The 22,592-nt window shown below is 61.7% G+C and carries 26 protein-coding genes, 1 other RNA gene and 1 pseudogene; 10 read left to right on the plus strand and 18 right to left on the minus strand.

Annotated features, from left to right (window positions below):
- The first annotated feature begins 197 nt into the window (after positions 1-197).
- Positions 198-419 carry a 50S ribosomal protein L31 gene (gene rpmE, locus NKI54_RS13440; protein WP_006327661.1) on the plus strand — a complete coding sequence of 74 codons (222 nt, stop codon included), beginning with the start codon at positions 198-200 and terminating at the stop codon, positions 417-419.
- Positions 420-488: 69 nt separating this feature from the next.
- Here rpmE and NKI54_RS13445 read toward each other — a convergent pair whose 3' ends face one another.
- A complete protein-coding gene (locus tag NKI54_RS13445) occupies positions 489-1,130 on the minus strand; it encodes a TetR/AcrR family transcriptional regulator (RefSeq protein ID WP_352691690.1) in 642 nt (213 codons plus the stop codon).
- 142 nt (positions 1,131-1,272) lie between these two features.
- Between NKI54_RS13445 and NKI54_RS13450 the strand changes: the two genes are divergently transcribed.
- A complete protein-coding gene (locus NKI54_RS13450; RefSeq protein ID WP_352691692.1) occupies positions 1,273-1,752 on the plus strand; it encodes an anthrone oxygenase family protein in 480 nt (159 codons plus the stop codon).
- Between the two features lie 26 nt (positions 1,753-1,778).
- Here the strand turns inward: NKI54_RS13450 and NKI54_RS13455 are convergent, their stop codons facing one another.
- From NKI54_RS13455 to NKI54_RS13470, 4 genes are all read right to left on the minus strand, one after another.
- Positions 1,779-2,087 (minus strand): Rdx family protein, encoded by a 309-nt coding sequence (locus tag NKI54_RS13455; RefSeq protein ID WP_352691694.1) that lies wholly within the window; start codon positions 2,085-2,087, stop codon positions 1,779-1,781.
- A complete protein-coding gene (locus NKI54_RS13460; protein ID WP_352691697.1) occupies positions 2,084-2,878 on the minus strand; it encodes an RDD family protein in 795 nt (264 codons plus the stop codon). Before NKI54_RS13460 ends, NKI54_RS13455 begins: the two co-directional genes overlap by 4 nt.
- 66 nt (positions 2,879-2,944) lie before the next feature.
- The gene (locus NKI54_RS13465; RefSeq protein WP_023678028.1) at positions 2,945-3,694 is read right to left on the minus strand and encodes a YebC/PmpR family DNA-binding transcriptional regulator; all 750 of its coding nucleotides are present in this window, start codon (positions 3,692-3,694) and stop codon (positions 2,945-2,947) included.
- A 237-nt stretch (positions 3,695-3,931) separates the two neighbouring features.
- On the minus strand, positions 3,932-4,255 hold the full coding sequence (locus NKI54_RS13470) for an ArsR/SmtB family transcription factor (RefSeq protein ID WP_023678030.1): 324 nt from the start codon (positions 4,253-4,255) through the stop codon (positions 3,932-3,934).
- Between the two features lie 51 nt (positions 4,256-4,306).
- Here NKI54_RS13470 and NKI54_RS13475 point away from each other — a divergent pair, with 51 nt between their 5' ends.
- From NKI54_RS13475 to NKI54_RS13485, 3 genes are read left to right on the plus strand one after another with little or no spacing between them, the layout of a single operon-like run.
- Positions 4,307-4,789 carry an SRPBCC domain-containing protein gene (locus NKI54_RS13475; RefSeq protein ID WP_352450849.1) on the plus strand — a complete coding sequence of 161 codons (483 nt, stop codon included), beginning with the start codon at positions 4,307-4,309 and terminating at the stop codon, positions 4,787-4,789.
- A 17-nt stretch (positions 4,790-4,806) separates the two neighbouring features.
- Positions 4,807-5,169: a VOC family protein gene (locus NKI54_RS13480; protein ID WP_352691701.1), complete on the plus strand. Its 363-nt coding sequence runs from the start codon at positions 4,807-4,809 to the stop codon at positions 5,167-5,169.
- Between the two features lie 30 nt (positions 5,170-5,199).
- A complete protein-coding gene (locus NKI54_RS13485) occupies positions 5,200-5,667 on the plus strand; it encodes an SRPBCC family protein (protein WP_352691703.1) in 468 nt (155 codons plus the stop codon).
- A gap of 21 nt (positions 5,668-5,688) precedes the next feature.
- On the opposite strand, the gene NKI54_RS13490 is transcribed toward NKI54_RS13485, so the two are convergent.
- The 4 genes from NKI54_RS13490 to ssrS all read right to left on the minus strand — a co-directional run bounded on the left by NKI54_RS13490 (position 5,689) and on the right by ssrS (position 8,315).
- A complete protein-coding gene (locus tag NKI54_RS13490) occupies positions 5,689-6,453 on the minus strand; it encodes a TerC family protein (protein WP_352618015.1) in 765 nt (254 codons plus the stop codon).
- A gap of 70 nt (positions 6,454-6,523) precedes the next feature.
- Entirely contained in the window at positions 6,524-7,348 is an 825-nt protein-coding gene (locus tag NKI54_RS13495) for a TIGR00282 family metallophosphoesterase (protein WP_023678036.1), read from the minus strand.
- An 81-nt stretch (positions 7,349-7,429) separates the two neighbouring features.
- Positions 7,430-8,017 (minus strand): 5-formyltetrahydrofolate cyclo-ligase, encoded by a 588-nt coding sequence (locus NKI54_RS13500; protein WP_352634246.1) that lies wholly within the window; start codon positions 8,015-8,017, stop codon positions 7,430-7,432.
- Between the two features lie 142 nt (positions 8,018-8,159).
- A non-coding RNA gene (gene ssrS, locus NKI54_RS13505) (6S RNA) lies at positions 8,160-8,315 on the minus strand.
- Between the two features lie 176 nt (positions 8,316-8,491).
- Here ssrS and NKI54_RS13510 point away from each other — a divergent pair.
- The 5 genes from NKI54_RS13510 to msrB all read left to right on the plus strand — a co-directional run bounded on the left by NKI54_RS13510 (position 8,492) and on the right by msrB (position 12,430).
- Positions 8,492-9,331 (plus strand): AAA family ATPase, encoded by an 840-nt coding sequence (locus NKI54_RS13510; RefSeq protein WP_352691706.1) that lies wholly within the window; start codon positions 8,492-8,494, stop codon positions 9,329-9,331.
- A gap of 117 nt (positions 9,332-9,448) precedes the next feature.
- Positions 9,449-9,895: a GNAT family N-acetyltransferase gene (locus NKI54_RS13515; RefSeq protein ID WP_352634248.1), complete on the plus strand. Its 447-nt coding sequence runs from the start codon at positions 9,449-9,451 to the stop codon at positions 9,893-9,895.
- Positions 9,896-9,903: 8 nt separating this feature from the next.
- Entirely contained in the window at positions 9,904-11,094 is a 1,191-nt protein-coding gene (locus NKI54_RS13520; protein WP_352634250.1) for a vWA domain-containing protein, read from the plus strand.
- Positions 11,095-11,916: an MBL fold metallo-hydrolase gene (locus NKI54_RS13525; RefSeq protein WP_352691709.1), complete on the plus strand. Its 822-nt coding sequence runs from the start codon at positions 11,095-11,097 to the stop codon at positions 11,914-11,916.
- Positions 11,917-12,025: 109 nt separating this feature from the next.
- Positions 12,026-12,430, plus strand: a complete 405-nt coding sequence (msrB, locus tag NKI54_RS13530) for a peptide-methionine (R)-S-oxide reductase MsrB (RefSeq protein ID WP_352569565.1) — start codon at positions 12,026-12,028, stop codon at positions 12,428-12,430.
- Between the two features lie 3 nt (positions 12,431-12,433).
- On the opposite strand, the gene NKI54_RS13535 is transcribed toward msrB, so the two are convergent.
- From NKI54_RS13535 to livM, 9 genes and pseudogenes are all read right to left on the minus strand, one after another.
- Positions 12,434-12,748, minus strand: a complete 315-nt coding sequence (locus NKI54_RS13535) for a hypothetical protein (protein WP_023678043.1) — start codon at positions 12,746-12,748, stop codon at positions 12,434-12,436.
- Positions 12,749-12,814: 66 nt separating this feature from the next.
- Positions 12,815-13,255 (minus strand): hypothetical protein, encoded by a 441-nt coding sequence (locus NKI54_RS13540; RefSeq protein ID WP_352644588.1) that lies wholly within the window; start codon positions 13,253-13,255, stop codon positions 12,815-12,817.
- Positions 13,256-13,316: 61 nt separating this feature from the next.
- On the minus strand, positions 13,317-13,577 hold the full coding sequence (locus NKI54_RS13545) for a DUF2312 domain-containing protein (RefSeq protein WP_023678045.1): 261 nt from the start codon (positions 13,575-13,577) through the stop codon (positions 13,317-13,319).
- Positions 13,578-13,738: 161 nt separating this feature from the next.
- Positions 13,739-17,197 carry a pyruvate carboxylase gene (gene pyc, locus NKI54_RS13550; RefSeq protein WP_352634255.1) on the minus strand — a complete coding sequence of 1,153 codons (3,459 nt, stop codon included), beginning with the start codon at positions 17,195-17,197 and terminating at the stop codon, positions 13,739-13,741.
- 231 nt (positions 17,198-17,428) lie between these two features.
- Positions 17,429-18,559, minus strand: a complete 1,131-nt coding sequence (locus tag NKI54_RS13555; RefSeq protein WP_023678047.1) for a branched-chain amino acid ABC transporter substrate-binding protein — start codon at positions 18,557-18,559, stop codon at positions 17,429-17,431.
- A gap of 138 nt (positions 18,560-18,697) precedes the next feature.
- On the minus strand, positions 18,698-19,045 hold the full coding sequence (locus NKI54_RS13560) for a DUF6867 family protein (RefSeq protein WP_023678048.1): 348 nt from the start codon (positions 19,043-19,045) through the stop codon (positions 18,698-18,700).
- A 19-nt stretch (positions 19,046-19,064) separates the two neighbouring features.
- A complete protein-coding gene (locus tag NKI54_RS13565) occupies positions 19,065-19,793 on the minus strand; it encodes an ABC transporter ATP-binding protein (RefSeq protein ID WP_352455032.1) in 729 nt (242 codons plus the stop codon).
- A gap of 8 nt (positions 19,794-19,801) precedes the next feature.
- A pseudogene (locus tag NKI54_RS13570) lies at positions 19,802-20,962 on the minus strand (ABC transporter ATP-binding protein); the annotation flags it as partial.
- Positions 20,962-22,590, minus strand: a complete 1,629-nt coding sequence (gene livM, locus NKI54_RS13575; RefSeq protein ID WP_352574662.1) for a high-affinity branched-chain amino acid ABC transporter permease LivM — start codon at positions 22,588-22,590, stop codon at positions 20,962-20,964. The pseudogene NKI54_RS13570 and the gene livM, both read right to left, overlap by 1 nt.
- Positions 22,591-22,592: the final 2 nt, after the last annotated feature.

The following is a 22,592-nucleotide window of genomic DNA, read 5'->3' on the forward strand; positions in this document are numbered from 1 at the left end:
TTCCTTTGGCCCTTTGAGGTTTGCGCCATCAATATGCGCTTGCCGCGGCCTTGTGATTCAATTCCGGCTGATGTATAGGCTCGCCGACCGTTTTAGAAGCCGTGGCTCCTCAATAGCTGCGGCTTCGAGTTTTAAAAAGGGGCGCATCGACGCAGGCTTCAGCCCGTCGGCAGCACCCGGCAGCCAGGAACAGAACCATGAAGACCGACATCCATCCCGACTACCACACCATCAAGGTCGTCATGACCGACGGCACCGAATACATGACCCGTTCGACCTGGGGCAAGGAAGGCGATACGATGAACCTCGATATCGACCCGACCACTCATCCGGCCTGGACCGGCGGCCAGCAGACCCTGCTCGACCGCGGTGGCCGCCTGTCGAAGTTCAAGAAGCGTTTCGAAGGCTTCGGCCTCTAAGCCGCATTGGCGTTTCGCAGATCGAGAAACCCGCCTTCGTGGCGGGTTTTTTATTGCGAAAATACGGCCCTATTCGCCGACCAGCTCGCGCAGTGCCATCCGCTTGTAGGCGGCAACCAGCCTGTCGCCCTCTTGCCGCCCGACCGAGATCGCCAGCCGCATTGCGGCCTCGCCCATCTGCCAGATGAGAAACGCCGTCGTTTCGAGCGCTTCCGGATCGGCGGATGGCCGCAGCCGTTTCAGCACGGCTGTAAGGAATTCGGCGTTGGCCCGGCTATCGGCAAGCTCGAGTTCGCGCAGCGCCTTGTCGGCCTGCGTGCCCGACCAGATGTCGCGCATCACCGGCTCCGCCAGGAACATTCCGTAGTAGATATCCACCAGTTCCGAAAATGCCCGGCGCAGGCCTTCGGCGTCATTGACCTCGGCTAGCGCTGCCGCAATGCAGGCCTGGCTTTCGGCGGTGTAGCGTTCGGCCAGCGCCCAGATGAGCGCCCTCTTGTCGGGGAAGAACTGGTAGAGCGAGCCGATCGGCACGCCGGCCCTCTCGGCCACCTCGCCCATGCGCATGGCGTCGCTGCCTTGCTCGGCGATCAGCGCCGAGGCGGCGGCCAGCATGCGCTCGACCCGCTCGCGGCTGCGCTGCTGGCTCGGCGCCCGGCGCGGCGATGCGATCTGGCCGTTCTGTGAATCCGATACGGCAGAGCCTTCCATCACTGTCTCCAGACGAACAATCAACAAATTGCCTTGACTCGCAAAATACGAGGGTTTATCACGTTTTGCAAACATGAGGATTATTCACATTTTGTGGACGTGCCAATCAAATTGCTCGAACCCCGAAACCGGAGGAACTGACATGATCATGAAACTGCTTCCCACCCTCACCTTCGTCGCTGCCATTGGCTCAGGCGTTGTCGGCGGCGTTTTCTTCGCCTTCTCCAACTTTATCATGCCGGCGCTCGCCCGCTTGCCTGCCGGAGGCGGCATCGCCGCCATGAATTCGATCAACATCACCGTGATTACGCCGGCATTCATGACCGCGCTTTTCGGCACCGGGCTGGTCTGTCTTGTCCTTGCCGCCGGCGCTCTTATCGGCTGGAGCCAACCGGGTTCGTTCTGGCTTCTCGCCGGCGCCCTGATCTATGTCGTTGGCAATCCGATCGTGACGATGATGTTCAACGTGCCGCTCAACAACGCCCTGGCCGCGGTCGATCCGGCAAGCGCCAACGGCGCCGCTGTGTGGGCCACCTATCTCAAGGACTGGGTGATGTGGAACCATGTCCGCACCATCACCGCCATCGTGGCGCTGGGCTGCTTCATCTTCGCATGGCGGTGAATGCAGGACGGAAGCGTAAAAGGCCGTCAGGCAGGGTCTTTTGGCTTATGGCCCTTGCGATCGGCATGGCCGAGATCGCGATCCGGATCGATGACGTCGCGAACCAGCTGCTTGAGCTTTGCGGCGTCGGGAAAACCGCCGTCACGCTTGCGGTCCCAGACCAGCGTGTCATTGCAGGAAATGGTGAAGATGCCGCCGGTGCCGGGCACCAGCGTCACCTCGCCGAGATCGGTGCCGAAGGTGGACAGCAGCTCCTGCGCCATCCAGCCGGCCCTGAGCAGCCACTGACACTGGGTGCAATAGGTGATGCGGACGGTGGGCGCCTGTTCGCTCATGTCTCGGTCTCATCTGCGCGGACTGTGGTCACGGCAAATCGATCGTGTATCGGGTCGTTGCCAAGGGCTATGGATATTGCAATCCAAATCGGCCAGACCATAACCAAGACCAACGCGGCGTATGCACCGACAATCTCCGGCTGGGAGAAGTCCTGCGCGACCCCAGGAGCGCTGCCCCAAGCCTGAAAAGCGTACCACCCTCCTGTGGCCATTATAGGCAAAGCGCCGAGAAATTTCATTCCCTGCCGCCGAACAGCCTTTCGTACGGGTAGTCCGATTCTATTTTTGTCATCCTGGTCATGCACTATGAGCGCCGCGAAACGCTTGCCGATTGGCTGGCCGGAGGTCAACTCCATGACAAGGAGATAAGACGCGAGAACGACCAGTTCGAGGAAACCCAAATCCAATGCTGCCGGTCGGAAATTGCCCTGCGAATCCAAATCAAATGAGATGGAAGGATTTCCTTCAGACTGTGAGCCCGAAGCCGTTCCCAGGGCCCATTCGGCGACCGTCAAACCGAACAGCGACGTTCTGCATACCTGCCAATCGTAACGGGCAAGTGATGGATCACTTGCTCCGTTTAACGAAGCCGCCTGACATATTCTCCAGTTCAACCAAAAGCTGCCTTTGACTCCGCCGTCAGTCAGCAGAAACAAACCCGCTACCAGTGCGTAAAGAGGTATCAGGACGATAAGATAATCGATGATCGAAGCGAACAGCCGGCGCCATATGTCACCCCGGCGAGGCCAGGACATCGCGTCAGCAAAACGAGCCTCGTCAGTGTCAGTCATCCGTCCCCCATCAGTAACTGACAGCTCTAGAAGAAAGATACGTGATCGGTGCGCGGCGTTCTGAACTTACGCCGCGCTGAGCTTTGCCAAGGTCTCCTCGTCGACCTCGAAATTGGCGTAGACGCTCTGCACGTCGTCGTCGTCCTCAAGCGTCGCAACCAGCTTCATCAGCGATTGTGCCCGCTCCTCGTCGACCGCGATATTGGTCTGCGGCTTCCAGATCGGCTTCACCGATTCAGCCTCGCCAAGCGCGCCTTCCAGCGCCTTCGACACTTCGCCAAGATTCTCGAAAGCGCAATAGATCGTGTGGCCTTCCTCGTCCGACTGGACGTCGTCGGCACCGGCCTCGATCGCCGCGTCCATCACCTTCTCGGCGCTGCCGGCCGATGCCGGATAGTAGATCTCGCCGACGCGGTCCCACATGAACGATACCGAGCCGGTCTCGCCCATCGCCCCGCCGGCTTTGGTGAAGGCAGCGCGCACATTCGACGCCGAGCGGTTGCGGTTGTCGGTCAGCGCCTCAACGATCAGCGCGACGCCGCCTGGCCCGTAACCCTCGTAGCGCACGGCTTCGTAGGTCTCGGCATCGCCCATCGACGCCTTGTTGATGGCGCGCTGGATATTGTCCTTCGGCATCGACACCGCCTTGGCGTTCTGCACCGCAAGGCGCAGGCGCGGGTTCATCGATGGATCGGGCGTGCCGCTCTTGGCGGCGACGGTGATTTCGCGCGCCAGCTTGGAAAACATCTTCGACCGCACCGCATCCTGGCGGCCCTTGCGGTGCATGATGTTCTTGAACTGTGAATGGCCAGCCATGGCACCCCTGTCATCTTCTCGGCTAGAGCATCTGCCGCCTGGTGAACCACCCGGCATCTTGCAAAATGCTCGAATTCAAAATTTCAGAACGTCCTGCTGCGTCCCTGACGGACGGACGGCGCTCGCTGTCGGAATGGCCGGCTTATAGATAAATCGGCTCAATTCGTCCAGCCGCGCCATTGCTGCCGGCACGCAAGGCTTTCAAGATCCGAAAATCGGCAGGCTTCGGCAAACCTTTCATCCCTCAAGATCGGATTTCAGCCGGTCGAGGATGCTGATCGCGTGCGTGGCATATTGACTGATCCAGCGGTCGTGGATGTGCTTGATCGGCAGCGCGTTGAGATGGTTCCAGCGTTCGCGCCCCTCGCGCCGCGCCACGACCAGGTCGGCCTCCTCCAGCACCTTCAGGTGCAGCATGACCGTGCAGCGGTCCATGTCGGGGAAGGCATCGCACAACATGCCGGTGGTCTGCGGCGCATCCTTCAGCCGGTCCAGCAACGCACGCCGGCGCGGATGCGCCAGCGCCTTGAAAACATTGTCGTCTCGCGATTGGCTTGACATGTTATATTTCTATAACATATCCTTGAGCCATTCAAGGAAGGAGCTGTGGATATGTCTCTTGGATTCAGGGTTTCTGGCCGCATCGGCAAACCCGTCGCCGAAGTCTTCGATGCGGTCGTCAATCCGAAGAAACTCAGCGGCTACTTCACCACGATCGGCGGCGCCAGCGCACTGCTGGAGGCGGGCGCCACCGTCATCTGGTGGGGCAAGGTTCCGGTCGAGGTCGACGAGGTGAAGAAAGACAGCCGCATCGTGCTGCGCTGGGATGCCACCGACGCCGACGGCAAGCCGACCTACAAGACCCGCATCGAAATGAATTTCGAACCGCTCGACGATGGCGGCACCTTTGTCACCATCGCCGAAACCGGCTGGCACGAGGACGCGGTCGGCCTGAAGAAGTCCTACCTCAATTGCGAGGGCTGGTCGCAGATGCTGGCCTGCATGAAGGCCTATGTCGAATACGGCATCAATCTGCGCGACGGCTATTACCGCAGCGAGATGAAGGGCGAGCCGGCTAACGAGAACAACATCTGAGAGCAAATGGAGTAAGAATGACCGCGAAGATCACCGGCGGCATCAACATCGCGATGAAGGTCCCGCCGCATCAATACCAGGCAACGGTCGCCTTCTATCGCGACGTCATCGGCCTGAAGCCATTCACGGCCAAGCCGCCGGCCGTCGGATTCGAACTCGGTCCCAATCGGCTGTGGATCGACGAGGCGCCGATGATGAGCCAGGCCGAGATCTGGCTGGAACTGTTCACCGATGATTTTCCGGCCGCTGCGGAGCATCTCGCCGAGGCCGGCATCGTGCGCTGCGATGCCATCGAGGCACTGGGTGAAGGCTTTCGCGGCGGCTGGATCACCAACCCGGCCAACATCATTCACCTGGTGCGCGAACCCGATGCCTGGTGAACAGGGCGGCGCCGTGGAAAGGAGGACGAAATGGAAATCCGCGAAACGCCGACCGCCGAAGCCGGCATGCTGATAAGGCGGCCGGTCGCCGACGTATTCGAAGCCTTCGTCGATCCGGCGATCACGACGAAGTTCTGGTTCACCCATGGCAGCAACAGGCTGGACAGCGGCAACAAAGTTCACTGGGAATGGCGCATGTATGGCGTCTCGACGACGGTCAATGTCAGTGAGATCGTCGATAACAAGAAGATCGTCATGCAATGGAGCGATCCGCCGACTACGGTGGTCTGGACTTTCGAGGAGATGCCGGGCAACACGACCTTTGTCGAGGTCCGCAATTTCGGCTTTGCCGGCAGCCCTGACGAGCAGGTCAAGCAGGCGATCGGCTCGACCGGCGGTTTTGCGCTGGTGCTCGCCGGCGCCAAGGCGTGGCTGGAGCAAGGCGTGATGCTCGGCCTGATCGGCGACCGCCACCCGAAGGGTGTGCCGGGCAATTAGGTCAGCCGCGGTGGGCCATCCTCAGTGCCCGCCGCCTTTTGCCTTCTTCCGCCGCCGCGCCAGCATGTTGAGCCCTTCGACCAGTGCCGAAAAGCCCATGGCGGCGTAGATGTAGCCTTTCGGCACGTGGTAACCCATGCCGTCGGCGATCAGCGTCATGCCGATCATCAGCAGGAAACCGAGGGCCAGCATGACGATGCTGGGATTCCTGGCGATAAAGTCGGACAGCGGCCCGGCCGCCAGCATCATCACGCTCACCGCCACGATCACCGCGATGTACATGATCGCGATTTCGTCGGTCATGCCGACGGCGGTGATGATCGAGTCGATCGAGAAGACGAGGTCGAGCAGCAATATCTGGAAAATCGCGCCGGCCAGCGAAAGCTGCAGCGTCTCGCCCATCATGGTGTCCTGGTGATCATCGAGATCGACCGTGTGGTGGATTTCCTTGGTCGCCTTCCAGACGAGAAACAGGCCGCCGGCGATCAGGATCAGGTCGCGCCATGAAAAGCCGTGGCCGAAGGCGGTGAATATCGGCGTCGTCAGTTGAACGATGATCGAGATGGTGGCCAGTAGGATCAGCCGCATCACCAGCGCGGCCGAGATGCCGAGCCGCCGGGCGCGGGCCCGCTGCGCTACCGGCAATTTGTTGGTCAGGATCGAGATGAAGATCAGATTGTCGATGCCGAGCACGACCTCCAGCACGATCAGCGTCAGCAGCGCGACCCATGCCGTCGGGTCGGAGACAAAGGCGAAATGCGGCGCCAGGAATTCGACTAGCTGCATGGAGGTCGTCCCCTCTACGATCTAGAGCAGTTTCGCCGGCAATTGGGTATTGCAAGCGTCTATATCAATGTCACGACCAGAAGGACGGAGCCGTTTCCTCCAGCCGCGGGCCGCGGCGAAACGGCGCGATCCGTTCGGTCAGGCCGCTACGGTCGGAAATGTCGACGCCGACACCGCACAATGTCGCCGGTCCGGTCGACGCCTCGAAGCGGCCTTTCGGCACCTTGGACAAGAACCGGTTGAGCGGCTCCTCCTTGTCCATGCCGAGCGAGGAATCGTAATCGCCGCACATGCCGGCATCGGAAATATAACCGGTGCCGCCATTGAGGATCTGGTGATCGCCGGTCGGCTGATGCGTGTGGGTGCCGACAACAAGGCTGGCACGGCCGTCGACGAAGTGGGCGAAACACATTTTTTCCGAGGTCGCCTCGGCATGGAAATCGATGACGATCGCATCGGCCTGCTCGCCAAGCGGACAAGCGGCAAGTTCGCGCTCGCCGGCCTGGAACGGATCGTCGAGCTCGGGATGCATGAACACCCGGCCCATGATGTTGGCGACCAGCACGCGCGCGCCGTTCCTGGCGATGTAGACGCCGGACCCGCGCCCCGGCGTGCCTTTCGGGAAGTTGGACGGACGCAGGAAGCGCTCCTCGCGCGGCGCGAAAATCAGCGCATCGCGCTGGTCCCAGACATGGTTGCCGGTGGTGACGACATCGGCGCCGGCCGAGATCGTCTCGCGAAAAATCTCCTCGGTGATGCCGAAGCCGCCGGCGGCGTTCTCGCCATTGACGATGACGAAGTCGAGCTTGAAATCCGAGATCAGGCCAGGCAGTTGTTCCCACACCGCCGTACGTCCTGTCTTGCCGACCATGTCGCCGAGGAAGAGAAGTCTCATATAAGCGTGATCCCGAACCGAAGGTCAGCGAAGCAAAAAGCTGCATGACTTTCGGAAAAGACCATGCGTCCAGGAACTTATCTACAATTTCGGCGCGAAGCGACGCAACCCGCTCTCGGTGAGTATTTCCGGAATGATCACGTCATGCGGCTCGTCAGGCACCACGGCCACCTCCTGGCAGTCGAAGGCAATGCCGATCAGCCGCGGCTGCTGCCCCTTGTCGGCCAGCCGCGCGATCGCCCGGTCGTAATAGCCGGCGCCGTAGCCGATGCGGTGGCCGCGCGCATCGAAGGCGGCAAGCGGCACCAGCATCAGCTGGGGATCGAGCACCTCGGCTTCCTCGTGTGGCCCGACGGTGCCGAAGCCCATGTCGACCATCGGCGCGCCGCGCACCAGTTCGCGAAAGACGATGATGGTTTTGTCGAGAATGGCCGGCAGGCAGAGCCTTGCCCCCTTTTCGCGCAAGGCAAACATCAGCGGCCGGATGTCGACTTCCGAGCGCATCGGCCAGAAGCCTGAGACGATCTGGCCCGGCGCGACGGTGATCCGGTCGCGCGCCGTCTCGGCCATTTCGAGTGCTGCCTCCACCCGCCAGAAAGGATCGAGCGCGTCGCGGCGCCCGAGGGCTTGGTTGCGGAGATTTTTTTTCAGGTCTTTTGGGGATGTCATGCGCCGACGTTAGAAAAGGTCAGATTTGGATGGAGTTTTACGAGCGACGTTTTGGAGGAGCGGGGCGAACTTTTTCGTTCGTGAGAGCACCGCACAAAGCGGCGCGACGACAAGATCCGCCAGACATGGCCTTTTCGACAGGTGACGATCCACACAACCGGTGGAGAGAGCGATCCCGGGAACCTACAAAGTAGGTGGGCGCCGTATGAGAAAACCCACGGGTCTTCCCAGGGACAGCTCCCTAGGGATCATTAAGGCCCCGGGGAAAATGTTCTCCTGCCGGGAAGCGCAGACCGTCTCCGCCAATATAGGCAGACGGCAGACCAAGCGCCAGAGAGACGGCATGTTTCGAGTCTTAAATCGACGCAGAACCGCTCGACGAGGGTCGCGCCGGCAAGATCCCCGCTTTGCCAGCAGCGCCTTGCACAGCGAAGGCCGCGTCCTTAGGGTCGCGCGATGAACCCGGGAGCAAAAATGCGTTTCGAAGGCACGGCAGCCTATGTTGCCGACAAGGATCTGATGGTGGCGGTCAACGCGGCGATCGCGCTGGAGCGGCCGTTGCTGGTCAAGGGCGAGCCCGGTACCGGCAAGACCGAACTTGCCCGCCAGATGGCGGCGGCGCTCGGCCTGGATCTGATCGAATGGCACGTCAAGTCGACCACGCGGGCGCAGCAGGGCCTCTATGAATATGATGCCGTCTCGCGGCTGCGCGACAGCCAGCTCGGCGACGAGCGCTTCAACGACATCCGCAATTACATCAAGCGCGGCAAGCTGTGGGACGCCTTTGCTGCCGGCAAGAAAGTCGTGCTTCTGATCGACGAGATCGACAAGGCCGATATCGAGTTCCCCAACGATCTGTTGCAGGAACTGGATCGGATGGAGTTCTTCGTCTACGAGACCGGCGAGACCATTCGCGCCACCGTCCGGCCGATCGTCATCATCACCTCCAACAACGAAAAAGAGCTGCCGGACGCCTTCCTGCGCCGCTGCTTCTTCCACTACATCCGCTTTCCCGACGTCGAGACGCTGCACAAAATCGTCGACGTGCACTATCCCGGCATCAAGAAGAACCTGGTGCGCGCCGCACTCACGCAATTCTATGAAATCCGTGACGTGCCGGGCCTCAAGAAGAAGCCGTCGACCTCCGAGGCACTCGACTGGATCCGCCTGCTGGTCGCCGACGACATCGCGCCCGAGGACCTGCGCGCCGACCCGAAGAACGCGCTGCCGAAACTGCACGGCGCCTTGCTGAAGAACGAACAGGACGTGCATCTGTTCGAGCGCCTGGCCTTCATGGCGAGACGGCAGGGGTGAGGGGCCGGTCGGCCGGAAGCCCACGAAGTCACCGGACAGCGCTTTCCCGGTGCTGGACCGTTGCCTCTAGCCGGGCACGGAGGCAGCTTCAGGTTGCCGACTTCAGAGGGAAACGAAATGACCGAGATCACCGTCCGCCCATTGGCGCAATCTGACCATACCAATTGGCGGCGTCTGTGGACCGCCTATCTCACCTTTTACGAAACCAAGCTGCCGGAAGCGGTTTATGCCGTCACCTGGAAGCGGCTGTTCACGGCGGGCGAGTTCGAGCCAAAGGGTTTCATCGCCACCCTCGACGGCAAGGCCGTCGGCCTGACGCACTATCTCTACCACCGCTCCTGCTGGTCGCAGATAAACAACTGTTATCTGCAGGACCTGTTCGCCGACCCCGATGTGCGCGGCAAGGGCGTCGGCGCCGCCCTGATCGAAGCGGTCAAACAGGAAGCCGGCAAGATCGGTGTCAAGAACGTCTACTGGATGACCCACGAGACCAACACCACCGCACGCAAGCTCTACGACCACGTGGCGCGCAGGACCGGCTTCATCGAGTACGATCTGCTGTAGACGGTGAGATGTTCATCCCCTTCTTCCTCGAACTGAAGGCAGCGCGGGTTCCGGTCTCGCTCCGCGAATATCTGTCGCTGCTGGAGGGGCTGGAAGCCGGGCTGGTCGACTATGATGTCGAGGGCTTTTACTATCTCGCCCGCGCCGCTCTGGTGAAGGACGAGCGCCACATCGACCGCTTCGACCAGGTCTTTTCGCACATCTTCAAAGGTGTCGAGGCGCAGGCTGGCAAAAACCCGGTCGATGTCGCAAACATCCCGGAGGAATGGCTGCGGAGGCTCGCCGAAAAGCACCTGACCGATGAGGAGAAGAAGCTGATCGAGGCGCTGGGCGGCTTCGAAAAGCTGATGGAGACGCTGAAGAAGCGGCTGGAGGAGCAGAAGGGCCGACATCAGGGTGGTTCGAAATGGATCGGCACCGGCGGCACCTCGCCCTTCGGCGCCTATGGCTACAATCCCGAAGGCGTGCGCATCGGCCAGCACGAGAGCCGCAACCGCCGCGCGGTAAAAATCTGGGACAGGCGCGAGTTCAGGAATTTCGACGATGCCGTCGAACTCGGCACCCGCAACATCAAGGTCGCGCTGAAGCGCTTGCGCCGCTGGATGCGCGAAGGCGCCGAAGAGGAGTTCGACCTGCCCGGCACCATCCACGCCACCGCCGAGCACGGTTATCTTGACGTTAAGACACAACCCGAACGTCGCAATGCCGTGAAGCTGCTGATGTTCTTCGATGTCGGCGGCTCGATGGACGACCATGTCAGGAGCGTCGAGGAGCTGTTTTCGGCCGCCCGCGCCGAGTTCCGCCAGCTCGAATATTTCTATTTCCACAACTGCCTCTACGAAGGCGTGTGGAAGGACAATCGCCGCCGCCATGCCGAGGTGATTCCGACCTTCGATCTCCTCCATAAATATGGCCCCGACTACAAGGTGATCGTCGTCGGCGACGCCTCGATGAGCCCCTATGAGATCGCCCAACCCGGCGGCTCGGTCGAGCATTGGAACAAGGAGGCCGGTGCCGTCTGGCTCGGCAGGCTGCTGCAGCAATGGCCGAACGCCATTTGGCTCAATCCGGAAGACGCGAAGAACTGGGGCTATACCCATTCGATTGCCATGATCCGCGATATCTTTGGCGGCCGCATGTTTCCGCTGACGCTCGCCGGCCTCGAAGCCGCGACGAAGCAACTTTCAAGGAAGCACTGAATGGATCCACGCAAAACAGGACGGTCGACCTGTTTCCTTTGCCTGCAATGCGGTGTCCAGTTCGCGGCGACAGCGACGCCGCCGCGACATTGCCCGATCTGCGAGGACGAGCGGCAATATGTGCGCTGGGAGGGCCAGGCCTGGACCACGCCGGAAGAGCTCGCCGCCGGCCATCGGCTCGTGATCAAGGATGATGCCGGCGTGCTCGCCTTCGGCATCGAGCCGCGCTTCGCTATCGGCCAGCGCGCATTGCTGGCGCAAACGCCGCACGGCAATGTGTTGTGGGACTGCATCTCGATGGTCAGCGACGAGGCGGTGGCGGAGATCAACCGCCGGGGCGGCCTGGCCGCCATCGCCATTTCGCACTGCCATTATTATTCGGCAATGGTCGAATGGAGCGCGGCGTTTGGCGGCGTGCCGATTTATCTGCACGCCGATGATCGTCAGTGGATCATGCGGCCGCATCCGGCAATCATCAGTTGGGAGGGCGAGATGGGCGCCATAAACCCGTCGCTGACGCTCATCCGCTGCGGCGGCCACTTTGCCGGTGGCCAGGTGCTGCACTGGAAGCGCGATGCCGGCAATGCCATCCTGGCCGGCGACATCCTGCAGGTGACGCCGACCCGCCGTCATGTCAGCTTCATGTACAGCTATCCGAACTATATCCCGCTCAACGCGACGAAGGTGCACGGCATCAAGGCCGCGCTGGAGCCTTTCGCGTTCGACCATATCTACGGCGCATGGTGGAACCAGAACGTCATCGGAGATGCAAAGGCGGCATTTTCAGCATCGGTTGCGCGCTATCTCGCGGCCATCGCCTGAGGAATTCTTTGCAACGGGATAGGAAATACGGGCAAACGCCGTAACAAATGCCTATTTCAGGCGAAGTTGGGAAGGCAACCCAAATAGCGAGATAAGCTAAGAGGAAAAAATGGACAGCCACACCTACCCCGTTACCCGCACCGATGCCGAATGGCGCGCCCGGCTGACGCCCGAGCAATATGCGGTGATGCGCAACCACGGCACCGAGCGGCCGGGAAGCTGCGCCCTGCTGCACGAGAAGCGCGCCGGCACCTTCTCCTGCGTCGGCTGCGACCAGCCCTTGTTTGAATCCAAGCTGAAATTCGAGAGCGGCACCGGTTGGCCGAGCTTCAACGACCCAGTGCCGGGTTCGCTCGAGACCACCGTCGACCGCAGCTATGGCATGGTCCGCACCGAGTGCCATTGCGCCCGCTGCGGCAGCCATCTCGGCCATGTCTTCGACGACGGCCCGCCGCCGACCGGTCTGCGCTATTGCATCAACGGCGTGGCGCTCAAATTCGATCCGGCCGCCTGATCGTCAGGCCACAACCACCAGGATCAGCCACAACGTGGCGCCAAGCGTCATCAGCGAGGCCATGACGCCACTCGATTTTCCGGCAGTTCGCCAAACGGCAAAGGTCAGGAAGATATTGTAGGGCACCGGCGCGAAATGCACCGCCAGGACTAGCGCAAGCGGCAGCTTCAGCCCGAGCAGAATGAGTGCCGCCACCGACGACGCGACGTTGATCGCTGTGCCGACAACGACCAGGTCGCGCCAGAACAGCCGATCGAGCGGCACGCCGCCGAACCAGCGTGAGCGGAAGAAGGCGGCAACGCGCGACATGATCGTCATCGATCGACCGGCTCCCTCGCTCTGCTCACCAGAGCGATTCTAAGGATTGCGTCTGGAAACCCTGCTTTATTCCCGACCCAGAACTTCGGCAATCGCGCGCTCGAAACGCGAGGCTTCCGTCACCAGCCAGTCGGTCATCGCCGGCCAATTGTCTTCGGCAAGACAATTCACCCGCCACATCGAATTGATGCCGAGGCCGTCGCAACTTTGTTCTGGCCTGAGCTTCAGCCTGTCTTCGATGGCCGGCTGGAACGGCTTCAACCGCGACCAGGCTTGCGTGGCACCGAACTTCTCGTTGCGGCCGAAGAAGACGCCGACATGATTCTGCGCAGGCGCGACGTACATGGAAAGGACCAATGCGAAATCGGGCAGCCCACGCTGCCAGAACCACGGTCCGCGCCTCGCCAGCAGAGCCCTTTCATCCGGATGCCGTTCCGCGAACAGCGTCCAGAAGCTGCGTTGGCGGAATTCAGAGGCGCGGCGGGCGCCAAAATCGAATTCGCTCATGGCTGGAATCCATGGTCAGAACCGCTTCTCCCGCGATCGTCTCCGGCGCCGAGGCCGGCCTTTACACCATGCCGAGCGCAGCCTTGTACAGATCGAGGATGGATTCCTCTTCCTGCCGCTCGGCCTGGTCCTTCTTGCGCAGCCGGATAATCGACCGCATCGCCTTGGTGTCGAAGCCGGTGCCCTTGGCCTCTGCGAACACTTCCTTGATGTCGTCGGCAATCGTCTTTTTCTCTTCCTCGAGCCGCTCGATGCGTTCGATGAAGGCGCGCAGCTGGCCGGCGGCAACAGTCTGGCTGGTCTCGATGATGTCGTCGGCCATAGTCTTCTCTCCGCGTCGTTTTCTCACCGCGACTCGGGGTGACCCGAGCGGCGAATTGCAGCGGTTCGATGCCCGACCGGGCGCGGCGGGTCAAGGTGCTATCGATGCGGCATGAAGGGTTGCTGCCAGGCGCCGACAAGGCTGTCTGATGCCGGCCTATTTCACCCGAACGCGATCAGCAGATCCTTGGCATCGATCTGGTCGCCGGCCTTGACCAGCACCTCGGCTATGGTGCCGTCGCGTTCGGCATGCAGCGCCGTTTCCATCTTCATCGCTTCGATCGACAGCAGCACGTCACCCGCCTTCACCGGCTGGCCGGCAGCCACCGAAAGCGCCGAGACGACGCCAGGCATCGGCGCGCCGACATGCGCCTCATTGCCCGGCTCCGCCTTGCGCCGTGCCTTGGCGGCGGAGGCGCCATGCGCCCGGTCCGGCACCTTCACCCGGCGCGGCTGCCCGTTGAGCTCGAAGAACACGGTGACCATGCCCTTTTCGTCGACATCGCCCATGGCAAGGCAGCGCACCACCAGCGTCTTGCCTTTTTCGATGTCGACGAAAATCTCGTCTTCCGGCTTCATGCCGTAGAAATAGGTCGGCGTCGGCAGCACGCTGACCGGCCCGTAGGTCTCCTGCGCGGCGGCAAAATCGGAAAACACCTTCGGATACATCAGCCACGACGCGAACTCGAACTCACTGAGCTTGCGCTCGAGCTTTTCCTCGACCTCCGTGCGACTGGCCTTGAGGTCCGCCGGTTTGAGCAGCGAACCCGGCCGCACCGTGATCGGCTTTTCGCCCTTCAGCACCTTCTTCTGCAATGGCTTTGGCCAGCCGCCCGGCGACTGGCCGAGATCGCCGCGCAACATCGACACCACCGAATCCGGGAAGGCGATGTCCCTCGCCGGATTCTCGACGTCGGCGACGGTCAGGTCCTGGCTCACCATCATCAGCGCCATGTCGCCGACGACCTTGGACGACGGCGTCACCTTGACGATGTCGCCGAACATCAGATTGACGTCGTGATAGGTCTGCGCCACTTCGTGCCAGCGTGTCTCCAGCCCGAGCGAGCGCGCCTGTTCCTTGAGGTTGGTGAACTGACCGCCCGGCATTTCGTGCAAATAGACCTCCGATGCCGGCCCCTTCAGGTCGCTTTCGAAGGCTGAATACTGGTTGCGCACCGCCTCCCAGTAGAACGAGATGTTCCTGATCCACTGCGGGTCGAGGCCTGGATCGCGCTCGGTGCCCTTCAGCGCCTCCACGATCGAACCGAGGCACGGCTGCGAGGTGTTGCCGGACAGCGAATCCATCGCCGCGTCGATGGCGTCGACGCCGCTCTCCACCGCCGCCAGCACGGTTGCCGCCGACAGGCCGGATGTGTCGTGGGTGTGGAAGTGGATCGGCAGGTCCGTCGCCTCGCGCAGTGCCTTGAACAGCACGCGGGCAGCGCTCGGCTTTAGAAGCCCAGCCATGTCCTTGACAGCGATGATATGGGCGCCTGCCGCCTGCAATTCCCTGGCCAGGCCGACATAGTATTTCAGATCGTATTTGGCCCGCGCCGGATCGAGTATGTCGCCGGTATAACAGATCGCCGCTTCGATCAGTCTGCCCTCGGCGCCGACCGCATCCATGGCCACGCGCATGTTCTCGACCCAGTTCAGGCAGTCGAAGACCCGGAACAGGTCGATGCCGCCGGCAGCGGCCTGGCGGACGAAATGCTGGACGACATTGTCGGGATAGTTGGTATAGCCAACGCCGTTGGCACCGCGCAGGAGCATCTGCAGCACAAGGTTGGGTGCTGCCTCGCGCACCAGCGACAGCCGCTCCCATGGGTCTTCGGTGAGAAAGCGCATGGCGACGTCGAATGTGGCGCCGCCCCAGCATTCGAGCGACAAAAGCTGTGGCAGCGCGCGCGCATAAGTGCCGGCAATGCCGGCGATGTCATAGGTGCGTACCCTTGTGGCGAGCAGCGACTGATGCCCGTCGCGCATTGTCGTGTCGGTGACCAGCACCTCTCTTTGCTCGCGCATCCACGCGGCGAATTTCTCCGGCCCGAGCACGTCGAGCTTCTGCTTGCTGCCTTGAGGCACATTGCCGTTGAGATATGGCACCACCGGTGGCGCCGCATCGGCCTTTGGCTGCGGCCGGCCGCGCGTCTCGGGATGACCATTGACCGAAACGTCGGCAAGGTAGTTGAGCAGCTTGGTCGCGCGGTCCTGCCGCTTCACACTGGCGAACAGTTCCGGCGTCGTGTCGATGAACTTGGTGGTGTAGGAATTGTCGGCGAAGCTCGAGTGATTGATGATCGCCTCGAGGAACGTGAGGTTGGTCGCCACGCCGCGGATGCGGAATTCCCGCAGCGCCCGGTTCATGCGGGCGATGGTCTCGGCCGGCGTCGGCGCCCAAGCCGTTACCTTTTCCAGCAGCGGATCGTAGAAACGGGTGATGACCGCGCCCGAATAGGCGGTGCCGCCATCAAGGCGGATACCGAAGCCGGTGGCACCGCGATAGGCGGTGATGCGGCCATAGTCGGGGATGAAATTGTGCTCGGGATCTTCCGTGGTGATGCGGCACTGCAATGCATGGCCGTTGAGCCTGATGTCCTTCTGCGCCGGCACGCCCGAATCCGCCGTGCCGATGGCAAAGCCGTCGAGGATGTGGATCTGCGCCTTGACGATGTCGATGCCGGTCACCTGTTCGGTGACGGTGTGCTCGACCTGAATGCGCGGATTGACCTCGATGAAATAGAATTTTTCGGTATCGGCATCCTGCAGGAACTCGACTGTGCCGGCGCCGATATAGCTGGTCTCGCGCGCGATCCTCAGCGCGTAGCCGCAAAGCTCCTCGCGCTGTGACATTTCGAGGTAGGGCGCCGGCGCCCGCTCGACCACTTTCTGGTTGCGGCGCTGGATCGAACAATCGCGCTCGAACAGGTGCACGGCGTTGCCATGTGTGTCGCCCAGCACCTGCACCTCGACATGGCGCGCACGCTCGATCAGCTTTTCGAGATAGACCTCGTCCTTGCCGAAAGCCGCCTTCGCCTCACGCTTGCCTTCCATCACCTCGCGCGCGAGATCGGCCTCGGAGCGGATGGCGCGCATGCCGCGGCCGCCGCCGCCCCAGGACGCCTTGAGCATCACCGGGTAGCCGATCGTCTTGGCGAGTTCCTTTACCGCCGCCATGTCGTCCGGCAAGGGATCGGTAGCGGGAATTACCGGCACACCGACTTCGATTGCGAGATTGCGGGCGGCGACCTTGTTGCCCAGCCTGCGCATCGTATCCGGCTTTGGCCCGATGAAGATGATGCCGGCCTTGGCGCAGGCTTCGGCGAATTCCGGGCTTTCCGACAGCAGGCCGTACCCTGGATGTATGGCATCGGCGCCCGACAGCCTGGCGACGCGGATAACCTCCTCGATCGACAGATAGCTTTCGATCGGCCCCATATCCCTGGCCAAATGCGGCCCGCGCCCGACCTGGTAGCTTTCGTCGGCCTTAAAGCGATGCAGGGAGTATTTGTCCTCCTCTGCCCAGATCGCCACGGTTTTGAGGCCGAGCTCGTTTGCCGCGCGGAAGACGCGGATGGCTATTTCGGAGCGGTTGGCGACAAGGATCTTCGAGATTGCCAAGGACAGGGCTCCGGACGCGGGGAAGGGAACTGCCGGACATGATTAGCGCGAAAATGCTGCAGTGCAAACAAAATCGAAAAGAGGATTAAACCGATTTAATTTGATCTATCGCGCTGACACATTGCGTGTCGATCCGAAGAACGCCTGGGCAGTTCCGATCCAGGCTTTCAGGAACTCTCATGAAAAATGCCCGGCGCGAGGCGCCGGGCATTCTCATGTAGCAACGTCCGGTTATTTGCCGGGTGCGTTCTCGACATAGGTGTACTTGCCGTCGTCACCCTTCTTCCAGGTGTACATCACGTAATCCGGACGGGTGATGTCGCCTTTCGCATCATAGCCGATCTCGCCGATCGCGGTCTTCCAGGGGCCGGCCGACTTGATGGTTTCGGCTACCTTCTGAGCGTCATCGGCTGAACCGGTCTTGGTGATGGCCGCCGCGATGATTTCCATCGCCGCGTAGGAGTAGAGGGTATAGGCCTCGGGCTCGAAGCCGGCCGCACGGAACTTCTCGACGAGTTCCTTGGCGTTCGGATTCTTGCGCGGATCCGGAGCGAACGTCATCAGCGTGCCCTCGACGGCGTCGCCGGCGATGGAGGCCAATTCGTTCGACACGATGCCGTCGCCGGACATGAAGGTTGCCTTGAGGCCCTGGTCAGCGAGCTGGCGAATGATCAGGCCGGCTTCGGTGTGCAGGCCGCCATAGTATACGACCGAGACGCCCGCGTCCTTCATCTTGGCGATGAGGGCCGAGAAATCCTTGTCGCCGACATTGATGCCTTCATACATGGCCTCAGTCACGCCGTTGGCTGCGAGCGCCTTCTTGGTTTCGTCGGCGAGGCCCTGGCCATAAGGCGTCTTGTCATGGATGACAGCGATCTTGGCATCCTTGAAGTTCGCGGCGAGATAGTCGCCAGCGACCTTGCCCTGCTGATCGTCGCGTCCGCAGGTGCGGAAGGTGTTCCACATGCCACGTTCCGTCAACTTCGGATTGGTCGCGGCCGGCGTGATCTCAAGGATGCCGTTCTCGGCGTAGACTTCCGACGCCGGGATCGAGACGCCGGAGTTGAAGTGGCCATCGACATACTTGACGCCGTCGGCGACGAACTTGTTGGCGACCGAGATGCCTTGCTTGGGATCGGAGACGTCGTCGCCGACTTCAAGCTTGAGCTGCTGGCCAAGAACGCCGCCGGCCGCATTGATATCGGCGACTGCCTGTTCGGCACCCTTCTGAAGCTGGGCGCCGAACGCTGCGTTCGGACCGGTGATCGGACCGGCAACGCCGATCAGGATGTCAGCCCACGCGTTGCCGCTGAACGCGACAAGCGCGGTCAGGGCGACGGCGGACAAAAGTGACTTTTTCATTGAAACGCTCCCATTTACCGAGTGGGCGTGGATGTTGCTTTCATGCGATGCCCACTCTTGCTCGCAGAAAGAGTACTTTGCCGATTTTCAGGCACTTGTCACGCCGATTCATCCCTGAAACGCCGTTAATGATAAATGTCAACCTTTTGGTTTCCAGCTCAAAAGAGAGGCTCTTTCGTAAAGCCAATTATACTGCGTTACCATCTGGTTGGTGCGCGTGTATTGGTAGCCGATGAAGCCCAAGATCATCAGCACAATGGTATCGACGATGTAGTAATGCAGCGAGAACATCGTTCCGCCGAACAGCGCGTGATGAATGAACCTTATGCCGATGCCGAGCCCCAGCATGAAGGCGAACAACTGGGCGAAGCTGCGCCACGTCTGCGCACACGCCTTGCCCGTCATCCACGCCGCCCAGCCGCCGAGCAGGCAGGTGACGAAGAAGAACTGCCAGATCGAGGGTTCCTCATAGAGAATGCCCTGCATGATTGATGCCTCCTGAAACTCAGTGATGGCCGCCTTCGAGATAGGCGGCGCGCACTTCCGGATTGGCGAGCAACTCCTTGCCGGTGCCGCTCATCGTCACATTGCCGTTGACCATGACATAGCCGCGCGTGGCGAGTTTCAGCGCGCCGAAGGCGTTCTGCTCGACCAGGAACACGGTCAGGCCTTGAGTCCGGTTCAGCTCGCGGATTGCGTCGAATATCTGCTTGACGATCAGCGGCGCCAGGCCGAGCGACGGCTCGTCGAGCAAAAGCAGCTTCGGCCGTGCCATCAGCGCGCGCCCGATCGACAGCATCTGCTGCTCGCCGCCGGACAGCGTGCCGCCACGCTGGGCAATGCGTTCCTTCAGGCGTGGAAACAGCGTGAACACCTTCTCGACGTCCTCGTCATAATGCTCAAGGTTGTCGAGGCTGGCGCCCATTTGCAGGTTTTCCATCACCGTCATGCGCGGGAAAATGCGGCGCCCTTCCGGCGACTGGGCGATGCGCATGCGCGCGATCTCGTGGGTCGGCAGTTGGGTGATGTCGGTACCGGCGAATGTGATGGTACCCGCGCGGGCGCGGGGAGCACCGAAGATGGTCATCATCAGCGTCGACTTGCCGGCGCCGTTGGCACCGATCAGCGCTACGATCTCACCTTGCCTGACGGTGACGTCGACACCGTTCAGCGCCCTGATGTTGCCGTAGTAGGTCTGAACGCCCTTGATATCGAGCAGCGTTGTGCCGGCCATCACTTGCGCCCTCCGCGCCGATTGGAGACGCGCGGCGTCTTCGGCTTCACCGGAGCCTTGGTGGCCGGCTTTGCTGCAGAGGATTTCGCGGCAGAAGATTTCGCCGTCGGTTTGGCTTTGGCCTGCGCTGCCGCCTTGCTTGCTGCGGCACTCGACCTCGCATCGAACTGCCCGGCTTTCGAGGCACCTTTCGACACGGTGACGCGCTCGCCCTCGCTGTGGCCGACCGTGTCGGCAACCGGTCCGGCGAGATAGGAAGACGATGTGCCTGGGCCGTGGGCGGCATCCGGGCCCGTATCCAATTGCTCGATGACATCTTCGTCGCCGACTTCGGTGAGCACCGTCTCGACCTCCTCGTCGTCGACGCCAAGATAGGCGGCGATGACGCGCGGGTCGGTTCGCACCGATTGCGGGTTGCCGTCCGAGATTTTGCGCCCGTATTCGAGCACCACGACGTGATCGGAAATCTGCATCACCACCGCCATGTCGTGCTCGATCAAAAGGATCGACGTGCCGGTGTTGTCCTTGATGTCCATCAGCAGCGCATTGAGCCCCGCCGATTCTTTCGGATTGAGACCAGCGGCCGGCTCGTCGAGGCACAGAAGCTCAGGCCCGGTGCACATGGCGCGAGCGATTTCGAGCCGCCGCTGCGCGCCATAGGGCAGATCGCCGGCCGGATCGTCGGCGCGGTCGACAAGATCGGCCTTCTCCAGCCAGTGCTCGGCCAGTTCAACCGATTCCGCCGAGGCCTGTCTGTAGCCGCTAAAGCCGAACAGGCCGAGAATGGTGTAACCGGAGGCCTTCATCAGCTTGTTGTGCTGGGCGACGAGAAGGTTCTCCAGCAGCGTCATGCCCGAGAACAGGCGGATGTTCTGAAAGGTGCGCGCCACCTTGGCGCGCGCCGGGATCTCATGGTTGGGCAAGCGTTCGAGCAGGAACGTCGAGCCGTCGCGCCGGTTGAGCGTGATCATGCCTTCCGACGGTTTGTAGAAACCGGTGATGCAATTGAACACGGTGGTCTTGCCGGCGCCGTTGGGACCGATCAGCGCGGTGATCTCGCCGCGCTTGGCCTGGAAGGAAAGGTCGCCGATGGCGACGAGACCGCCGAACTTCATCGACAGATGCTCGACCTGCAGGATGGCATTGTTCATGGAGGGGCTCGCGTTCATCAGCCGTGTCCCTCCTTGGTGAAGGACCCGGACACCGCCCTGCGCACCTTGAGGAAAGCTGTCGGCTCGCGGCTGCCGACGAAGCCGCGCGGCTTCCACAGCATGACGATGACCATCGCCATGCCGAACAGCAGCATGCGATACAGTTCCGGCGTGAAGCCGGACCCGAAACCGGGTATGACCGTCGTGTTGCCCCACCTGAGGCCGGTCTTGAGGAAATCCAGTTCGCGCAGGACTTCGGTGCCGCCGATCATCACCATGGCGGCGACGGCAATGCCGACCAGCGAGCCCATGCCGCCAAGCACGACGATGGCGAGGATGATCGCCGATTCCAGGAAGACGAAGGATTCCGGGCTGACGAAGCCTTGCCGCGCGGCAAAGAACGAGCCGGCGAAGCCGCCGAACATCGCGCCCGTGGCAAAGGCGGTGAGCTTGGTGGTGGTGGTGTTGATGCCGAGCGAACGGCAGGCGATCTCGTCCTCGCGCAGCGCTTCCCAGGCACGGCCGACCGGCATCCGCCTGAGCCTCACGGTGACGAAGGCCGTCAGCAGGCAGAGCCCGAGGATCAAATAGTAGAGGAATATCTTGTAGTAGGCACCCGATTGGGCGATGCCGAGCACCTTCGAGATGTAGTTCGGATCGGAGACGTTGAACGACATCAGGCCGAAGAAAGAGACCTTCGGGATGCCGGAAATCCCGGCCGAGCCGTTGGTCACCTCGCGCCAGTTGATGATCACCAGCCTTATGATTTCGCCGAAGGCGAGCGTCACGATCGCCAGATAGTCACCGCGCAAGCGCAGCACCGGGAAGCCTAGCATCACCCCCCAAAACGCAGCCATTAGGCCGGCGGCGGGCAGCAGGATCCAGAAGGAGAGGCCAAAATGCGTGCCGAGCAGCGCATAGGCGTAGGCACCGACGGCGTAGAAGGCGACATAGCCGAGATCGAGCAGGCCGGCCAAGCCGATAACGATATTCAGCCCCCAGGCCAGCATCACGTAGATCAGGATCTGGATGCCGTAATTGTCGACATATTTCAGCGAGCCCTGGAAACCGGCGGCCATCGACCCGGCATATAGCGCTAGCACCAACACCACCACGATCGGGTAGAGCGCCAGTGCAGTTATGCCCAATGCCGAGAAATGAGCATGAATGAAGGCCCGGAAATGATAAATCAGCCAGGCCAGCGCATAGATGATTGCAAGCGCCCGCACGAACCGCACGAAATCGGAAAGTTCCGGCCCTAAGGCCTCGGTCAGAAAGCCGCTGAGTGCGAGCAGAATAACGGCGACGGCGAGCGCCACGATGAACGCGGGAAAGCGGAAGAATCGCGAAGCCAGGCTGACCGGCAGCAGGCCGGTGGCGACGTCGACGATCTTCTGGTTCGCCAGGAAGGGTTGGCCATAGGCGACGTAAAGGAAGCGTCCGGCCATGGTGGCGATCACGACGCCGGCGAGCAAGCCCCAGCGCTGCACCAGGATCAGTTCGTTGGAGATGTTCTGGTCGGTCTTCAGGCCGATGAACAGCACGAACAGGCCAAGCGAAATGGCGCCGGCATAGAGCGCTTCGCGAAAGGCGCGCTGGACCGGGGTGGCGACGACGGTGCTTTCCGGAGACACGGTAACCGCCATGA

Origin of the sequence: Mesorhizobium sp. M0663, assembly GCF_040320585.1 — a bacterium.
Lineage (GTDB): Bacteria > Pseudomonadota > Alphaproteobacteria > Rhizobiales > Rhizobiaceae > Mesorhizobium.

What these genes read in the sequence shown, in the direction of transcription:
- rpmE (WP_006327661.1), top strand. Translation starts at nt 198, where the DNA reads ATGAAGACCGACATCCATCCCGACTACCACACCATCAAGGTCGTCATG.
- NKI54_RS13445 (WP_352691690.1), bottom strand. Translation starts at nt 1,130, where the DNA reads ATGGAAGGCTCTGCCGTATCGGATTCACAGAACGGCCAGATCGCATCG.
- NKI54_RS13450 (WP_352691692.1), top strand. Translation starts at nt 1,273, where the DNA reads ATGATCATGAAACTGCTTCCCACCCTCACCTTCGTCGCTGCCATTGGC.
- NKI54_RS13455 (WP_352691694.1), bottom strand. Translation starts at nt 2,087, where the DNA reads ATGAGCGAACAGGCGCCCACCGTCCGCATCACCTATTGCACCCAGTGT.
- NKI54_RS13460 (WP_352691697.1), bottom strand. Translation starts at nt 2,878, where the DNA reads ATGACTGACACTGACGAGGCTCGTTTTGCTGACGCGATGTCCTGGCCT.
- NKI54_RS13465 (WP_023678028.1), bottom strand. Translation starts at nt 3,694, where the DNA reads ATGGCTGGCCATTCACAGTTCAAGAACATCATGCACCGCAAGGGCCGC.
- NKI54_RS13470 (WP_023678030.1), bottom strand. Translation starts at nt 4,255, where the DNA reads ATGTCAAGCCAATCGCGAGACGACAATGTTTTCAAGGCGCTGGCGCAT.
- NKI54_RS13475 (WP_352450849.1), top strand. Translation starts at nt 4,307, where the DNA reads ATGTCTCTTGGATTCAGGGTTTCTGGCCGCATCGGCAAACCCGTCGCC.
- NKI54_RS13480 (WP_352691701.1), top strand. Translation starts at nt 4,807, where the DNA reads ATGACCGCGAAGATCACCGGCGGCATCAACATCGCGATGAAGGTCCCG.
- NKI54_RS13485 (WP_352691703.1), top strand. Translation starts at nt 5,200, where the DNA reads ATGGAAATCCGCGAAACGCCGACCGCCGAAGCCGGCATGCTGATAAGG.
- NKI54_RS13490 (WP_352618015.1), bottom strand. Translation starts at nt 6,453, where the DNA reads ATGCAGCTAGTCGAATTCCTGGCGCCGCATTTCGCCTTTGTCTCCGAC.
- NKI54_RS13495 (WP_023678036.1), bottom strand. Translation starts at nt 7,348, where the DNA reads ATGAGACTTCTCTTCCTCGGCGACATGGTCGGCAAGACAGGACGTACG.
- NKI54_RS13500 (WP_352634246.1), bottom strand. Translation starts at nt 8,017, where the DNA reads ATGACATCCCCAAAAGACCTGAAAAAAAATCTCCGCAACCAAGCCCTC.
- NKI54_RS13510 (WP_352691706.1), top strand. Translation starts at nt 8,492, where the DNA reads ATGCGTTTCGAAGGCACGGCAGCCTATGTTGCCGACAAGGATCTGATG.
- NKI54_RS13515 (WP_352634248.1), top strand. Translation starts at nt 9,449, where the DNA reads ATGACCGAGATCACCGTCCGCCCATTGGCGCAATCTGACCATACCAAT.
- NKI54_RS13520 (WP_352634250.1), top strand. Translation starts at nt 9,904, where the DNA reads ATGTTCATCCCCTTCTTCCTCGAACTGAAGGCAGCGCGGGTTCCGGTC.
- NKI54_RS13525 (WP_352691709.1), top strand. Translation starts at nt 11,095, where the DNA reads ATGGATCCACGCAAAACAGGACGGTCGACCTGTTTCCTTTGCCTGCAA.
- msrB (WP_352569565.1), top strand. Translation starts at nt 12,026, where the DNA reads ATGGACAGCCACACCTACCCCGTTACCCGCACCGATGCCGAATGGCGC.
- NKI54_RS13535 (WP_023678043.1), bottom strand. Translation starts at nt 12,748, where the DNA reads ATGACGATCATGTCGCGCGTTGCCGCCTTCTTCCGCTCACGCTGGTTC.
- NKI54_RS13540 (WP_352644588.1), bottom strand. Translation starts at nt 13,255, where the DNA reads ATGAGCGAATTCGATTTTGGCGCCCGCCGCGCCTCTGAATTCCGCCAA.
- NKI54_RS13545 (WP_023678045.1), bottom strand. Translation starts at nt 13,577, where the DNA reads ATGGCCGACGACATCATCGAGACCAGCCAGACTGTTGCCGCCGGCCAG.
- NKI54_RS13555 (WP_023678047.1), bottom strand. Translation starts at nt 18,559, where the DNA reads ATGAAAAAGTCACTTTTGTCCGCCGTCGCCCTGACCGCGCTTGTCGCG.
- NKI54_RS13560 (WP_023678048.1), bottom strand. Translation starts at nt 19,045, where the DNA reads ATGCAGGGCATTCTCTATGAGGAACCCTCGATCTGGCAGTTCTTCTTC.
- NKI54_RS13565 (WP_352455032.1), bottom strand. Translation starts at nt 19,793, where the DNA reads ATGGCCGGCACAACGCTGCTCGATATCAAGGGCGTTCAGACCTACTAC.
- livM (WP_352574662.1), bottom strand. Translation starts at nt 22,590, where the DNA reads ATGGCGGTTACCGTGTCTCCGGAAAGCACCGTCGTCGCCACCCCGGTC.